This is a genomic window from Butyrivibrio sp. FCS014 (assembly GCF_000526935.1).
GTDB lineage: Bacteria > Bacillota > Clostridia > Lachnospirales > Lachnospiraceae > Butyrivibrio.
Genome location: NZ_JAHA01000007.1, coordinates 308,154 through 322,716 on the forward strand (window position 1 = coordinate 308,154; position 14,563 = coordinate 322,716).

The 14,563-nt window shown below is 45.6% G+C and carries 11 protein-coding genes; 10 read left to right on the plus strand and 1 reads right to left on the minus strand.

The window, feature by feature from the left end; translation table 11 throughout:
- Positions 1-124 precede the first annotated feature (124 nt).
- Positions 125-538, minus strand: a complete 414-nt coding sequence (locus T456_RS0107950) for a hypothetical protein (RefSeq protein WP_024865666.1) — start codon at positions 536-538, stop codon at positions 125-127.
- Between the two features lie 205 nt (positions 539-743).
- On the opposite strand from T456_RS0107950, the gene T456_RS0107955 reads away from it, so the two are divergent.
- The 10 genes from T456_RS0107955 to T456_RS0108000 all read left to right on the plus strand — a co-directional run bounded on the left by T456_RS0107955 (position 744) and on the right by T456_RS0108000 (position 14,559).
- Positions 744-1,268: a macro domain-containing protein gene (locus tag T456_RS0107955; protein ID WP_024865667.1), complete on the plus strand. Its 525-nt coding sequence runs from the start codon at positions 744-746 to the stop codon at positions 1,266-1,268.
- 3 nt (positions 1,269-1,271) lie between these two features.
- Complete coding sequence (locus T456_RS0107960) at positions 1,272-1,688, plus strand: DUF1284 domain-containing protein (protein ID WP_024865668.1); 417 nt, start codon at positions 1,272-1,274, stop codon at positions 1,686-1,688.
- A gap of 121 nt (positions 1,689-1,809) precedes the next feature.
- Positions 1,810-2,160 (plus strand): hypothetical protein, encoded by a 351-nt coding sequence (locus tag T456_RS0107965; protein WP_024865669.1) that lies wholly within the window; start codon positions 1,810-1,812, stop codon positions 2,158-2,160.
- 97 nt (positions 2,161-2,257) lie between these two features.
- Positions 2,258-2,719 carry an RpiB/LacA/LacB family sugar-phosphate isomerase gene (locus T456_RS0107970; protein ID WP_024865670.1) on the plus strand — a complete coding sequence of 154 codons (462 nt, stop codon included), beginning with the start codon at positions 2,258-2,260 and terminating at the stop codon, positions 2,717-2,719.
- A gap of 150 nt (positions 2,720-2,869) precedes the next feature.
- The gene (locus tag T456_RS0107975) at positions 2,870-5,875 is read left to right on the plus strand and encodes a TIR domain-containing protein (protein ID WP_024865671.1); all 3,006 of its coding nucleotides are present in this window, start codon (positions 2,870-2,872) and stop codon (positions 5,873-5,875) included.
- A gap of 134 nt (positions 5,876-6,009) precedes the next feature.
- The gene (locus T456_RS0107980; RefSeq protein WP_024865672.1) at positions 6,010-9,030 is read left to right on the plus strand and encodes a TIR domain-containing protein; all 3,021 of its coding nucleotides are present in this window, start codon (positions 6,010-6,012) and stop codon (positions 9,028-9,030) included.
- Positions 9,031-9,144: 114 nt separating this feature from the next.
- Positions 9,145-12,162, plus strand: a complete 3,018-nt coding sequence (locus T456_RS0107985) for a toll/interleukin-1 receptor domain-containing protein (protein ID WP_024865673.1) — start codon at positions 9,145-9,147, stop codon at positions 12,160-12,162.
- 340 nt (positions 12,163-12,502) lie between these two features.
- Positions 12,503-13,336 carry an AIM24 family protein gene (locus T456_RS0107990; RefSeq protein WP_024865674.1) on the plus strand — a complete coding sequence of 278 codons (834 nt, stop codon included), beginning with the start codon at positions 12,503-12,505 and terminating at the stop codon, positions 13,334-13,336.
- Positions 13,337-13,452: 116 nt separating this feature from the next.
- A complete protein-coding gene (locus tag T456_RS0107995; RefSeq protein ID WP_051464994.1) occupies positions 13,453-14,088 on the plus strand; it encodes an SGNH/GDSL hydrolase family protein in 636 nt (211 codons plus the stop codon).
- A gap of 57 nt (positions 14,089-14,145) precedes the next feature.
- Positions 14,146-14,559 (plus strand): EamA family transporter, encoded by a 414-nt coding sequence (locus T456_RS0108000; RefSeq protein ID WP_024865676.1) that lies wholly within the window; start codon positions 14,146-14,148, stop codon positions 14,557-14,559.
- Positions 14,560-14,563: the final 4 nt, after the last annotated feature.

A 14,563-nucleotide genomic window follows, 5' to 3' on the forward strand; every position in this document is an offset into this window, starting at 1 on the left:
AATCCCCTTTATAATGTTATATTTGCTATCGGTATCTGCGAATGTCTTTTGACCGATATAAACAGCTTATCGTTTCTGTGTGTTTGAAATGTTTCTGAATAATAAAGAATCCATAAAATCGGTATTACAACATCCTTTGTAAGTCATTTCGTATATTTGTAACCTGATCTATGGCGTTTTCACACTCGCGCTTAGCTTTGCCAATCTGCGACTGGACTATTACATCCATCAAAAATCCATCGCAGAAAAGATCTCCAAAAGTGAGAAAGCCATTAATGTGTACAGATGAATAGCCATCTACATCTCTGAGTTCTTTGGAGAATCTTGCCAGTGCATTCTTGGCCAGATCAATTTCATGTTCCGCATCGCTCATTTTGCTGTGTTTTATAAGGCCGCTGATAAATCCGCCGCCAAGAGTATCAAACAATCCCCAACCACTTGCGCTGGAGAGGCTTCTTCTTGCTCTCTCAAGATGCTCAAGTGCCACGTCAGCGGCCTCAATAGCCTCCTGTATTTCTCTTGTTCTCATATCATACATGGGTGTTCCTCCGTATCTTTAATTAGGTGTGGGTGTGCTTTGGTTAATGATATCTTAAGGCTAAAGGGATTCTATTAAAATCACTTATTGCGGAGGATAACGCACTGTATTTTTCATTTTTGGAGAAGGCGGTGGGGATGATATACTTTAGTGTAGATGGAATTTGTTGACTGCAAATGACCCCTGGGGACGGAGGTAAGGGACTATGGGAGGTATAACAGTTAAGATAATAGGAATAACAGAGCTGAACACTGATGCTATAGTAAATGCGGCCAACGAGGGGCTGTGGGAAGGCGGTGGAGTTTGCGGCGCTATTTTTAGGGCGGCGGGATCTGAGCAGTTGACAAGAGCCTGCAGAGCCATTGGCGGATGTGAGACGGGTAGTGCTGTGATCACGCCCGGATTTGACCTTCCTGCGAAATACATCATCCATGCTGTTGGACCTGTGTGGAACGGCGGGCAATATGACGAGCCAAAGCTGCTGTACAGCGCATATAAGCAGTCGCTGAATTTGGCGAAGGAGAACGGATGCCATTCCATCGGCTTTCCGCTGATCTCGGCAGGTATATTTGGGTATCCGAAGGACCTGGCCTGGAAGCAGGCTGTACAGGCTTGCTATGATTTTTTGACCGGCAGCAGGGAGTATGACATTGATATCGTGTTTGCGGTGCTGGACGACGCGATCCTTGCGCTTGGAGAGAAGACAATAAAGGAAATTGTAGGGGAGTAAGTTGTGGAAGAGCAGGTTACACGGGATGTTGATATACTAAGGCCACATCATGGGATGTGCTTTCAATTCTATGAGGGCAAAGGATACAGTGAGGATTTTACCGATCATATGGGGCGGATAATCCAAAAGCTGGAAAAAGATCCTTCTAAGAAAATAAGACTTCTTGTAGAGACGGACGTTGTCTGCGAGAACTGTCCCAACAATAAAGGCGGCAAATGTACCACTGATGAGAAAGTTAAAAGGTATGACGAGGAAGTGCTGAAAGCTTGCGGGATCGCGGCGGGGAGTGATGTCTCTTTTGCCGAATTTACTGCTCTGGTAAAGGAAAGGATCATAGATGCGGGGATCCGAGGGAAGATATGCGGAGACTGCAGCTGGGACTACATTTGCCGTCAGACAAGACAATTATCCTTATACTGACAAATTCAACCTCTGCGTGATAGAATTAAATCATACAGATATAGCAACACCGCAGGATAAAGCCAATCATATCGATGATTGGGCCAGGCTCTTTAAAGCCACAACGTGGGAGGAAATCAGGATGATAACAAAAGACAACCCATCAATGAGTTCCGCTGCCGAATCTATATATTTATCAAATGCAGACATAAGCATCCTTGAGCAGTGTCGAGCCAGAGAGGATGCTATTGCCCATGAAGCCTATCAGAAGAAACTTATCGCTGAGTTAAGGCAGGATCTGAGCGAAGCGAATGAGCGGATTGAAGAGACCAAGCAAGAGGCAGCGTTGGAAAACATTCGATTCGATCGTGAAAATGACATTCCTATTGAAGTAACGCGCAAGCGTCTTAGGAAGAGTTTTGGCTACAATGATGCCACCATCGACGAGCTCCTTTCCAAGGTCGATGCCGAAGCAGCGTGCGTGAAAAGCTAAAACAATACAGGCCACATGAATGATAATCCAGCCGAGAGAGTATATTGCCCTTTCGGCTTCTTTTGACCAAAAGATCAGAAAATCGGAGGTGACAGATATGAAAATTGCAATGGCTAATGATCATGCAGGAACTCAGATGAAAGAAGAGATTAAGGCATATCTCGTTTCTCAGGGATATGAAGTCATAGACTTTGGCACGTATGATGAGAAATCCTGTGACCTGTCGGATTTTGTTTACCCCGCTGCTTTGGCGGTTGCCAGGGGAGAGTGCGACAGAGGCATCTTCTGCGATGGTGTCGGATACGGAAGTGCGCTGATTGCTAACAAGATAAACGGGTGCTACGCGGCTGTGTGCCAGGATCCTTTGTGTGCCACTCTTGCAAGGGAACACACTGATTCCAATATTCTGTGCCTTGGGGCGAAGATCATAGGAGGACTGATGGCCATGGAGGTTGTGAAGACATGGCTGACAACAGAGCCTCTCATGGAGGAGAAATACAGAAGACGAGTGCAGAAGGTGTGCGAGATAAATGATAAGCACTGCGTCCCGGTGAAATGAAGATTCTTTTGACCAGAGTTTACAGATGGTTACAGTTCAATGGACTGTAACCATTTTTTATATGGAAAAAATGAGCCTATGACTCCGTCCCCGGAGACCATTGTGATACACTGTTCTTAGTTCGTTTAATCAGTTGGGGGGACGTTGAAGATGAAATACGATGCGTTTGTCAGTTACAGACACCTTGAGAGAGACAAATTTGTGGCAAAGGGGATCCACAGGGCGCTGGAGACCAGCAGGATTCCGAGAAAGATACAGAAGGAAACCGGGAAAAAGAGAATCAACAGGGTTTTCAGGGACCAGGAGGAACTGCAGGTAGGAAGCGAGCTTGGCAGTAATATAGAGCAGGCTCTTTCTGAATCGGAGCATCTTGTTGTCATCTGCACGCCGGAAACAAAGGATTCCTACTGGGTTATGAAGGAAATCGATACCTTCATTGCGATGCACGGCAGAGAAAACATTCTGGCTGTACTCGCAGATGGTGAGCCCTCGGAGGCTTTTCCGCCGCAGCTTCTTGTGGATGATGAGGGAAATCCCGTTGAGCCTCTTGCTGCGGATGTCAGGGGAGACAGCAAACGCGAGATCAGTAAGAAAATCAAATCCGAGTCACTTCGTCTGGTGGCAGCAATCCTGGGCTGCGACTATGACGATCTTAAGCAGCGCCGCAAAGAACGCATCGTACGGCGCAGCATGGCCATTGTGGCGGGCGTGGCAGCGCTCTCAACAGCATTTGCTGTCTACAACGCCTACAATCTACACAGAATCACCGAGAATTATCAGAAGATGCAGATAAAAGAGTCAAAGGTACTGGCCGAAAAGTCTATTGATGCCCTGGAAGCGGGAGACAGGCAGACAGCAGGTCTTTTGGCTATGGAAGGTCTTCCCGTAAATGGAAAGGACAGACCTTTAGTCAGCGACTGCATTTATGCTCTGGAGAAGGCCACGGATTCTTATGATTCCGGGGAGGAGCTTGTTTACGATAAAATCCTAAGACATGATCTGCCACTGAGTGATTTTAGAGTTAATGATGATGAAAGCAGGCTTGTATCCTTTGATGTCGACAACGGCGTGTATTGGTGGGACTTAAGCAGCGGAAAACGCATTTTAAAACGAAATCCGGAAGTTATAGAGGACAGTAAGAATTCTGTGTATGCTGTGGGGGAAAACAACGGACATATGGTAGTTGTTTCCGGAAGATATCTGACAGCTTTCGATGAAGAAGGAAATGTTGTTTATGATGTGAATTTTGAGGATAAAGAGTGTGACGATGCTTATATAGATGATATGAGCAAATATGCAGTAGTGGTGAGAGGTGCATATGATGACGACGGCCAACTGGAAATTTATGACTTATCTGATGGAAGTTTTGTTGGAAAATATCCTCAAAAAAAGGAGAAATCATTTAATGTAGATTGTGCACATTTTAACTCGGATTACAGCCTTTTGTTGGTTCATCAGTGGGAGGTTCTGGGCCACAATCCTGCAATCTTAAATCTTATAGACATTAAGGCCGGTAAAATGACTGAATTTGATGTTAAAGAAAAATATGTTAATGATTGTGCTTTTACAGTGGACAACAACCTTGTGGTTGCTTCTTCTAAAATCGACTCTATTAAGCTATATGTACAAAAATTTGACATGAATACAGGAGAAGAAATCTTCTGTAAGGAATTGGAGTACGGTGTATCATATTCTAAATATGGTGCGCATTCAGGTGTACACATTGGTTCAAGAACCTATCAGTATCTTAATGAAGAGGGACAAGAACTTGTGGTAGCAGCAAGTGACAAACTGTTTAATCTGGATCTTGATACCGGAGAAATAAAGTTAAAATATACAGCTCCCTTTTGCATTGCAAAAATAACTCTGCTTGATGATATAGACAGGATGCTGGTGGGAACCATCGATGGAAGGTTGGTGAAAATACATAGCACAACCGGCAATTCTTCCACAACAGATCCTTATTTTCTTACGGAAGGATTAAAGGATTACTATTATGGAAAAGAGCATCTGATAGCCAGTGATTCCTATACACCTAACATGGTGGTGATGTCTTTTTTGCCCGATCCAGACAGGGAGGAATATGGCAGGTGTGAGTATAATATTGAACAGATAGCCGCAAGCCCGTCCGGACGAACGTTCTTTGTCAAAACGTTCAAGACAAATACAGATGAAAAGAGTTATATTCACGTTTATGATACCGAAAGCGGACAGGAAATCACAAACATTTCGTATGATAATATTGCTTATTCTCAGGATGCATTCTATAAGGACGAAGACACAATTGTCATATTCAGGGATGGCGATGTCTCCGCATATCAGTATACGATCAGTATCGGACAGACAGAGGAGATTACTTTTTTAGATGAGTTTGATTGGACTAGCTCGGTAATTGGCGAGGATGGCAGATACCTTTTGGATTATATTTATCATGATTATTACGTGGTTGATCTTGCGTCCAATAGTGTGATATACCACTATGTTGATGAAGGATACGAACATGATTTTTCTCAATGCTCCTTGGTTGATGATGGGAAAAGAGCTATTGGCATGGATTATCATGGCGCAGCATTCGGGCTGGATCTTGAAAACGGGGAATGGACAGAATACAACATCGATTACTTTGTCAGAAATATTGGGGCAAGTCAGGATGGAAAATATATTGCAGCCTACTGCATCGATGGAAAAATGCGTATTATCGATACCGGCAAAAACAGTGTAGTTCAGGAATTTGATTATTTCGGTGATGAACATTATAGTCTGATCAAATTCTCTGCGGATGACAAATTGCTCTTCTTGCAGGGGCAGGATAAGCTTTTCAAGGTATACGACCTGGACAAAGGGGGGTACATCTTCATATCCGATGTGCAGATGAAAGCTATTACATACGTTGATCATGATATTGCTTCAAATACGGTTACCATTAGTGATAATAATGGTATGTATATTATTGATCTGAATGATAGAGGCTTTCTGCATTACATTCCAAGAGGAGAAATATTCATCCCTGCCAGAAGTGAGGCAATCTGCTCCTATGATACCGGTGTGTTCAAGTATAAAGTGCGCTCCGTGGATGAACTTGTGGATTTCTTCTACGAGCGGTTTGATGGCGCGGAGCTGACCGACGAACAGAAGGTAAGGTACAGAATATATTGAGCCATCGGGGACGGTTCTCTTTGGCTTATGGTCCCATGACTTCGTCTCCAGGGGCCAAAAGCCCCTCTGATTTTTCCTCCATTTAATGGTACACTGTTCTTAGTTCGTTTAATCAGTTGGGGGGACGTGTGCAAATGAAATACGATGCGTTTGTCAGTTACAGACATCTCGAGAGAGACAAATTTGTGGCAAAGGGGATCCACAGGGCGCTGGAGACAAGCAGGATTCCGTGGAAGATCCGGAAGGAGACCGGCAAGAAGAGGATCAACAGGGTTTTCAGAGACCAGGAGGAGCTGCCGATAGGAAGCGAGCTTGGCAGTAATATCGAGCTGGCGCTTTCAGAGTCGGAGCATCTTGTTGTTATCTGCACCCCGCAGACCAAAGAGTCCTACTGGGTCATGAAGGAGATCGATACCTTCATTGCAATGCATGGCAGGGACAATGTTCTGGCTGTTCTTGCGGAAGGCGAGCCGTCGGAGTCTTTTCCCCCGCAGCTTCTTGTGGACGATGAGGGAAATCCCGTTGAGCCTCTAGCCGCGGATGTGAGAGGAGACAGCAAACGCGAGATCAGTAAAAAAATCAAATCCGAATCACTTCGTCTGGTGGCAGCAATCCTTGGCTGCGACTACGACGATCTTAAGCAGCGACACAGAGAGCGCATCGTAAGGCGCAGCATGGCCATCATCGCCGGTGTGGCAGTGCTCTCAATAGCCTTTGCAATCTATAATGCCTACAATCTCCAAAGAATCAACGAGAACTATCAGAAGATGCTGGTAAAAGAGTCAAAGGTACTGGCGGAAATGTCTATCGATGCCCTTGAGAAAGGTGACAGACAAACAGCAGGTCTTTTGGCCATGGAAGGTCTTCCCGTAAACGGCAAGGACAGGCCTTTAGTCAGCGATTGCATATATGCCCTGGAGAGAGCCACCAACTCTTTTGACCGGGGGAATTTGCCTGTCCATGACCTGATCTTAAAGCATGATCTGGAGCTGCGGGATTTTAAGGTTAATAATGACGGAAGCAGGCTTGTTTCTTATGACGATGACTTTGGCGTGTACTGGTGGGACCTTACCACCGGCGAACGCATTTTGAAACGGAATCCGGAAACCATAGAAGGCAGTGAGAATTTTGTGTATGCTGTGGGCGAAAACGACGGAAATATGGTGGTTGTTTCCCGCAAATTCCTGACTGCTTTCGATGAAGCCGGAGATGTTGTTTATGATGTGAAATTTGGCGATGAAAGCTGCGGCAATGCTTATATTGATGATAATAACAAATATGCTGTTGTAGTGAAGAGCAGCTCCTATGCGGATGGGTCTCTCCAGATTTATGATCTTACTGATGGCAGCCTTGTAAGAAAGTTTGATAGAAAAGGAGAGCGTGAGTTTTCTGTAGAATCCGCGCATTTTAACTCCGATTACAGCCTCCTTCTGGTGCATCAGTGGGAGTTCGACAGCGAAGATCCTACCACTTTAAATGTTCTTAATCTGAAGACCGGCGCCAATACTGAATTTGCCGTAAAAGAAGAAACTGTTATGGATTGTATTTTTACTGCGGATAACAATCTTGCTGTTGTTTCCACTGACAGAGGATATGAGCTTGGCCCCGATCCTTGCCCGATATTTGTACAGAAGTTTGACATGAATACAGGAGAAGAGATTTTCTCCAGAGAATTGGAACTGCACAGAACCTATTATCCTCCTTATGTTTTTGCAGAAGTAACCATCAATTCCAGGATCTACCAGGGAGATGATGGGGAGGAAAAAGATCTTGTGGTAACAGCAAACTCCAGTCTCTATAATCTGGATCTTGACACCGGCGAGATTAAGCTCAAATACACAGCGGTCTCAGACATTGAGAGAATAACATTGTTTGATGAGTCTGAAATGATGTTGGTGGGAACCTTTGACGGAAACATATTGGATGTAAGCGCCAAAGATGGCTCAGTTACTCAGGAGATCACTTATTTCACCTCAGAAGAAATGCGGGACTACTTCATCGGAAGAGGCCATGTTATATCCAGGGATCTTAGCACACCTAACCTGGTAGTGATGTCTGTTTTGCCAGATCCCGAGGGGATAGATTATAGCCTCTACGATGGTAATATTGTTAACTATATTGCCGCAAGCCCGTCAGGCCGGACGTTTCTTGCCAATGCCTTCGAGGGCGTTATAGGCGGATCATATTTTGTTTACGTCTTTGATACCGAGTCAGGAGAGGAACTCGGTAGCTTCTCGTATGATGATGTTTCTTTTGACCATGCCTTCTATAAGGATGAGGACACGATCATCATGCTCAGGGATGATATGGCAATATGTCAGTATACGATCAGCACCGGAGAGACAGAGGACATCAGTTTCCTGGATGAATCTGACCGGTTTGATACGGTGGTCAGCGATGACGGCAGATATCTTCTGTATTATGACTTGCACGATTATTATGTTGTTGACCTTGCGTCCAATAGCGTGGTGAATCATTTTACAGATGAGGAACGGAAATATTATTTTTACGAATGCGCTTTGGTTGATGACGGGAAAAGAGTCATCGGAAAAAACACTGATGATGAAGCACTGGGACTGGACCTTGAAAGCGGCGAGTGGACAGTATACAACACCGATTATTATGTCAAAAGCTTTGGTGCAAGCCGTGACGGAAAATATGTGGCAGTCAGCTGCACCGATGGAATGATGCGTATTATTGATACTGAGGAAAACATCGCAGTACAGGAATTTGATTTTTACGGAGATGAGTATAGCAGCGGGATCAGATTTTCCGAGGATGACAGACTGCTCTTTTTGCAAGGGCGGGATATGATTTTCAGAGTATATGATGTGGTCAAAGAGGAATACATTTTTATCTCCGATGTGCAGATGAAAGAAATTTCATATGTCAAATATGATAAAGCGTCAAATACGGTTGCCATCAGTGATCACAAAGAGATGTACATAATTGACCTGGATGACAGAGGATTCCTGCATTACATCCCCGAAGGAAGAGTCTTCATTCCAAGCAGCGGAGAAGTAATCTGTCATGATGATTACAATGTGTTCAAGTACAAGGTGCGCTCCATGGACGAGCTTGTGGACTTCTTCTACGACCAGTTCGATGTCGCGGAGCTCACCGACGAGCAGAAGATAAGGTACAAGATATATTGAGCCCTTGACTCCGTCCCTAGGGATTATTTAATGGTTGAAATACCTTCTGATTTTTATTGCGTTTAATGATAAACTATTCTTGGCGTATTCAATCAGTTGGGGGGACGTGTGCAAATGAAATACGATGCGTTTGTCAGTTACAGACATCTTGAGAAGGACAAATTTGTGGCAAAGGGGATCCACAGGGCGCTGGAGACAAGCAGGATTCCGTGGAAGATCCGGAAGGAGACCGGCAAGAAGAGAATCAACAGGGTTTTCAGAGACCAGGAGGAGCTGCCGATAGGAAGCGAGCTTGGCAGTAATATCGAGCTGGCGCTGTCAGAGTCGGAGCATCTTGTTGTTATCTGCACCCCGCAGACCAAAGAGTCCTACTGGGTCATGAAGGAGATCGATACCTTCATCGCAATGCATGGCAGGGACAATGTTCTGGCTGTTCTTGCGGATGGCGAGCCGTCGGAGTCTTTTCCCCCGCAGCTTCTTGTGGACGATGAGGGAAATCCCGTTGAGCCTCTAGCCGCGGATGTGAGAGGAGACAGCAAACGCGAGATACAGAAGAAAATCAAATCCGAGTCACTTCGTCTGGTGGCAGCAATCCTTGGCTGCGACTACGACGATCTTAAGCAGCGTCACAGAGAGCGCATCGTAAGGCGCAGCATGGCCATCATCGCCGGCGTGGCAGCGCTCTCAATAGCTTTTGCAATCTATAATGCCTACAATCTCCAAAGAATCAACGAGAACTATCAGAAGATGCTGGTAAAAGAGTCAAAGGTACTGGCGGAAATGTCTATTGATGCCCTGGAAACGGGTGACAGGCAGACGGCAGGTCTTTTGGCCATGGAAGGTCTTCCCGTAAACGGCAAGGACAGGCCCCTGGTCAGCGACTGCATTTATGCCCTGGAGAAAGCCACGGATTCTTATGATTCGGGGAAAATGATCACCTCCGATAAGATCCTGAGGCATGATCTGCTGCTTCGCGATTTTATGATCAATAATGAGGGCAGCAGGCTTGTGTCTTATGATGACGATCATGGCGTGTATTGGTGGGACCTTACCAGCGGCAAACGCATTTTGAAGCGAAATCCCGAACTCATAGAGGGTGATCGGAATTACGTGTATGCCGTAGGTGAAAATGATGGCCACATGATAGTTGTTTCCCGAAAGTACCTGGCGGCTTTCGACGAAGAAGGAAATACCGTTTATGATGTGAATTTTGGGGATGAAAGCGCTGACGATGCATATATTGATGGTATGAACAAATATGCTGTGGTGGTGAGGGATGATACCTTTGCCGACGGCTCGCTGGAGATCTACGACCTTTCTGACGGAAGTATTGTCAGGAAGTTTGATAGAAAAGAGGGAAAAAAGTTTTCGGTAGACCACGCACACTTTACCTCCGATCACAGCCTTCTTCTGGTTTATCAGTGGGAGTACGACAGCGAAGATCCCACCACATTAAATGTTTTAAATATGGAGACCGGTGCCAATACTGAATTTGCCGTAAAAGAAGAATCTGTTATGGATTGCATTTTTACCGCGGATAACAATCTTGCTGTTGTTTCCACTGACAACGGCTACGAGCTTAGCTCCGGTCCTGTCCGGATATATGTGCAGAAGTTTGACATGAATACAGGAAAAGAGATCTTCTGCAAGGAGTTAGAGTTTAACAGAACCTACCACGGAAACTATATATTTGCAGATGTAACCATCAGCTCAAGAATCTACGAGAGAGATAACAGGAAGGAAAAAGACCTTGTGGTAACAGCAAACACCAGACTGTTTAATCTGGATCTTGACACCGGAGAGACAAAGCTGACTTATACGGCTTCTTCAGATATTGAAAGAGTAACTCTGATGGATACTTCGGACATGATGCTGGTGGGAACCTTTGATGGAAAAATACTGGATGTAAGCAGCGTAGATGGACATCCTACCCCGGAAATCTCTTACTTTACATCCAACGAGATGCGGGATTACTACATTGGGAAAGGACATCTCGTTTCCAGAGATCTTAACACACCTAACCTGGTAGTGATGTCTCTTTTGCCGGATCCTGACAGAGTGGATTATGGTCAATGCGAAGATGATGTTTACTATATGGCCTCAAGCCCGTCAGGTCGGACGTTTCTTGCCGCTGTTTATCAGGGGGTTGTAGACGGAACCTGGCATATCCACGTCTATGATACTGAAAGTGGACGGGAAATCGACAACATTTCCTATGATGATATTTCTTTTGACCATGCATTCTATAAGGATGAGGACACGATCGTTATCTTCAGGGATGGCATGGCGATATATCAGTACACGATCAGCACCGGAGAGACAGAGGAAATTACTTTCTCAGGTGATCTTAGCTGGCCTGAGCTGGTGATCGGTGAGGAGGGCAGATATCTTTTGTATTATGATCACCCGGATTACTATGTGGTCGATCTTGCGTCAAACAGCGTGGTGTACCACTTCGTAGATGAAGGATTCGAACATTATTTATATAAATGCGCTTTGGTTGATGAGGGCAAAAGAGTCATCGGCAAAGGCAATCAAGGTGAGTTACTGGAACTGAAAATCGGAAACGGCAAGTGGACGGTACTTGCCGGCGATGATGCGATCAGAAATGTTGGCGTAAGCAGGGATGGAAAGTACGTTGCGGCCAGCTGCAGTGATGGAAAGATGCGCATTATCGATATCGACAAGAGCGAAGCAATTCAGAAATTTGATTATTACGGCAGTGAATATAGCAGCCTGGTCAAGTTCTCCGAGGATGGGAAACTGCTGTTTTTGCAGGGGCAGGATATGGTTTTCAAAGTATATGATCTGGAGAATGAGAAGTTTGCCTTCATATCCGATGTGCAGATGGAGAATATTTCGTATGTCGATCATGATGCGGCTTCAAATACAGTTACCATCAGCGATAGTAATGATATGTACATAATTGACCTTAACGACGGCGGCTTCCTGCACTACGTTCCCACAGGCAACATCTTTATCCCGTCCGCTAACGAGGCAATCTGCTCCGACGGCGCCGATGTTTTCAAGTATAAAGTGCGCTCTGTGGATGAGCTTGTGGACTTCTTCTACAAGCAGTTCGAGGGCGCGGAGCTGACTGACGAGCAGAAGATAAGGTATAAGATATATTGAGGCTTGAGGCAGGGGCTGAGCCACTTGGGGCGAGCTTGGTCGAGCTTTAAGATGGGGACTTTATTAGGAACTGGAAGATTGGAAGATTGGGAAGATTGGAAGATTGGGCTCAAATAATACCAACATGCATATATATGTGATTTGGTATTACAAAAGTAATACCAAACTCCCAATATATGTCTCATAGTATTATCAGAAGCCGCTTAAATGCTCTAAAACCGGGGGAAGAGCTTCAAAAAGTAATACCAAAACCCGCTATATTAGGCGATGGTATTATTTTGCCTGACTGGCCAATCATAAAAACAGAACCAATACAAATTGATATAAAGGAGGAAATGCAATGAACATCAGAAACTTTGAGAACGAGGGAAGAAGATTTGTTGCAAACATGGGGAACTTCCATGTTTTGGAGTATATGCAGGACGCCAGTGTATCTCCTGCGAATGCTACGACGGAGTACTTCATGAGCAAGATGGGGGTTCACAGGAGACAGCTTGCAATTGAGCTTGACGGCAACAATACGGCGATAATCCAGGCAGGGTCAATGCAGTGGACAGCCGGCAATGTTCAGGCGACTTCCGGAGTTAAGGGCGTAGGCGATCTTTTCGGAAAGATGGTAAAGGGCGCTGTTACAAAAGAGTCAGCGGTTAAGCCCGAGTATGTGGGAAACGGATGGCTTGTCCTGGAGCCTACATATAAGTTCATTGTACTTGTTGATGTGGCATCCTGGGGCGCAGGAATCACAATTGAGGACGGCATGTTCTACGCATGTTCCGGTTCTGTAAAGAATTCGGTTGTCTCCAGAAAGAATCTTTCATCAGCTGCCCTGGGAGGAGAAGGCCTTTTTAACTTAAGTCTTTCAGGAAATGGCATCGCAGCCCTTGAGAGCAATGTTCCCTATAGTGAGCTCATTGAGGTGGAGCTCAATAATGATACGTTAAAGATTGATGGTAACCTGGCAGTGTGCTGGTCATCCAACCTTGAGTTTACTGTGGAGAGATCCACCAAAACTCTCATCGGTTCTGCAGTGAGCGGAGAAGGTCTTGTTAATGTATATCGCGGAACAGGTAAAGTTCTGATGAGCCCTGTAGCACCTACCGGTTCCCTCTATGTTGCTACCAATACCATTGCAGCCAAGGCGGCAGCTATCACAAGCAATACTTTCGGACATTAAATGGTCCCTTGACTCAGTCCCCCAGGGACCATTTCACAAGCAATACTTTCGGACACTAAATGGTCCCTTGACTTCGTCCCCAGGGACCAAAATGGGCCAAGACCAAAGGAGCACCAATGATCAAAAACGTTCTATGTTACGGCGACTCAAATACATACGGCTACATGCCCGGATATGGCACCCGCTATCCCCGGGAAATCCGCTATCCCGGAAGACTTCAGATGATCCTGGGCGACGAATACAACGTCATAGAGGAAGGCTGCAGCGGCAGGACCACCCTCTACGACGACCCGATAGACGGCTGGAAGAACGGGATGGATTATCTTTTGCCCTGCCTGTATTCCCACCGGCCCATAGATATTATGATCCTGATGCTCGGGAGCAACGACCTCAAGCTCACATTCCATCTGACGGCGGAGCAGATCGCTGAAAGTGCCGGCAAACTGGTGGATGTCGTTAAGTCTTTTACCGCGGAAAAACAGGAGTTTGTGCCGAAGATAATACTGGTTTCGCCGCCGGAGATCGGCAAAGACATCAGAACCTCCGCATTTTACGGGGCCTTCGATGAGGGCTCCATCGGGGAATCCAAGCGGTTCCCGGAGTTCTTCAGGGCAGTGGCAGAGAGAAAGGACTGCATCTTCTTTGACGCAGCAAAATACATCTACCCATCTGAGGTGGATTCTTTGCACCTGACCCCGGAAGGGCACATAACCCTGGCGGAGGAGCTGGCGAAGGTGGTCAGATATCTATGATTTTGGCCACGGGTGAGGAATGAGATTTTAATATGGATTCTCAAAGAAGGAGTGTATATGTGGTTCATATTTGCTTTGTTGTCAGCAGTTTTTGCTGCACTGACATCTATACTGGCAAAGATCGGAATTGATGGCGTGAATTCGAATCTGGCAACGGCCATAAGGACAGTTGTAGTTGTTGTTATGGCCTGGGGAATGGTCTTTCTGACTAATGCGCAGAGTGGGCTTTCCGAAATCAGTAAAAAGAGCTGGATATTTCTGATAATGTCAGGAATTGCTACCGGAGCTTCGTGGCTTTGCTATTACAGAGCTCTACAGCTCGGTGATGCATCAAAGGTTGTTCCGATAGATAAACTCAGTGTAGTTATTACATTGATACTTGCATTTGTATTCCTGCATGAGCAGTTTACGGCGAAGTCCATAATCGGGTGCATACTGATCGGCGCTGGAACGCTGTTCATGGTTTTGTGAGGTG

Excerpts from the sequence above, each read along its gene's own strand:
- T456_RS0108000 (WP_024865676.1), top strand. The coding sequence starts at position 14,146 with ATGTGGTTCATATTTGCTTTGTTGTCAGCAGTTTTTGCTGCACTGACA.
- T456_RS0107970 (WP_024865670.1), top strand. The coding sequence starts at position 2,258 with ATGAAAATTGCAATGGCTAATGATCATGCAGGAACTCAGATGAAAGAA.
- T456_RS0107985 (WP_024865673.1), top strand. The coding sequence starts at position 9,145 with ATGAAATACGATGCGTTTGTCAGTTACAGACATCTTGAGAAGGACAAA.
- T456_RS0107980 (WP_024865672.1), top strand. The coding sequence starts at position 6,010 with ATGAAATACGATGCGTTTGTCAGTTACAGACATCTCGAGAGAGACAAA.
- T456_RS0107995 (WP_051464994.1), top strand. The coding sequence starts at position 13,453 with ATGATCAAAAACGTTCTATGTTACGGCGACTCAAATACATACGGCTAC.
- T456_RS0107975 (WP_024865671.1), top strand. The coding sequence starts at position 2,870 with ATGAAATACGATGCGTTTGTCAGTTACAGACACCTTGAGAGAGACAAA.
- T456_RS0107990 (WP_024865674.1), top strand. The coding sequence starts at position 12,503 with ATGAACATCAGAAACTTTGAGAACGAGGGAAGAAGATTTGTTGCAAAC.
- T456_RS0107950 (WP_024865666.1), bottom strand. The coding sequence starts at position 538 with ATGTATGATATGAGAACAAGAGAAATACAGGAGGCTATTGAGGCCGCT.
- T456_RS0107955 (WP_024865667.1), top strand. The coding sequence starts at position 744 with ATGGGAGGTATAACAGTTAAGATAATAGGAATAACAGAGCTGAACACT.
- T456_RS0107965 (WP_024865669.1), top strand. The coding sequence starts at position 1,810 with ATGATAACAAAAGACAACCCATCAATGAGTTCCGCTGCCGAATCTATA.